We start from the raw sequence: 1142 nt of genomic DNA, 5'->3' as shown, positions 1-1142 counted from the left end.
TCGTTTGAACATGAACTAGCCCTTGCGCGCGAACTGGGCATCTTCGGGTCCATCGATATGAACCGTAACGATTATCAATCGGGCTGGGACACTGATCAATTCCCAAACAACGTGCCGGAAATGATGCTGGCCTATTACGAAGTGCTGCGCGCCGGTGGCTTTAAGACGGGCGGCACGAACTTTGATGCAAAACTGCGCCGGCAATCGCTAGACGCAGAAGATCTGATCCTCGCGCATGTAGGTGGTATGGATGCTTGCGCTGCGGGCTTCAAAGCGGCGGCTGCGATGCTGGAAGACGGCAAGCTCGAAGCGGCGCGTGATGCACGGTATGCGGGTTGGGATAGTTCAGGGGGTAAAGCACTGTTGAACAGTGACCTGAGCACAATCCATGATGATGTGCTCTCAAGTGGTCTTGACCCACAGCCGCAATCTGGCCGTCAGGAACGACTTGAAAACCTCGTGAACCGTTACCTCTGAGAAAGCGGTCTTTTGCCCGAACTCGATCATAAGACGCTAATCGCCAGCCTTACAGGCGAACAGCGTCGCGCTCTTCTTGCGCAGACTGATCGTGACGCAATAGTTCGTTTTTCACTACACTTTGGTGGGATCATTTGCTTGGCTGCGCTGATCGAGTTTGGCGCTCCGTTTCAAGCGCTGCTTGTGCTGATGCTCGGCATCCTGATCTGTTTTCTCTTCAACCTTTTGCATGAAACGGCACATCGCACACCATTCAAAACAGACGCTCTGAATATTTGGACGGGACGCCTTTGTGGGTTTCTCACGTTTCTGGGACCCGAGTGGTTCCGATATTTTCACTTTGCACATCACCGCTACACACATGACCCTGAGCACGATCCAGAGCTGCAAAGCGAAAAACCGCAAACGCTCAGGCAATACATTGTGTATCTTTCGGGCTTACCAGACCTGCGGGATCGTGTGCTGACGCTGATCCGCAATGCAGTCCGCAGGAACGAGGATGCATATGTCCCAACGCGCGGGAAAGCTAAGGTCATGAAAGAAGCACGCCTTCAACTCATGCTATATACTGCCTTGTTCGCGCTGAGCGTGAAGTTTCAAACAACACTTCTTGTTCAGATCTGGCTGGTGCCATACCTGCTTGGCATGCCATTTCTGCGCGCTTA

Annotated in this window: 1 protein-coding gene and 1 pseudogene; both read left to right on the top strand. The window is 52.8% G+C overall.

What is annotated here, in order from left to right; genetic code table 11:
- A pseudogene (locus ACTG3Z_RS17550) lies at positions 1-477 on the top strand (xylose isomerase); the annotation flags it as partial.
- A gap of 12 nt (positions 478-489) precedes the next feature.
- A partial coding sequence (locus tag ACTG3Z_RS17545) for a fatty acid desaturase (protein ID WP_439144287.1) occupies positions 490-1142 on the top strand: 653 nt, incomplete at its 3' end.

The sequence above is a fragment of the Planktotalea sp. genome (genome assembly GCF_965659345.1).
Lineage (GTDB): Bacteria > Pseudomonadota > Alphaproteobacteria > Rhodobacterales > Rhodobacteraceae > Planktotalea.
This window is presented reverse-complemented; position numbering and strand designations above follow the sequence as displayed.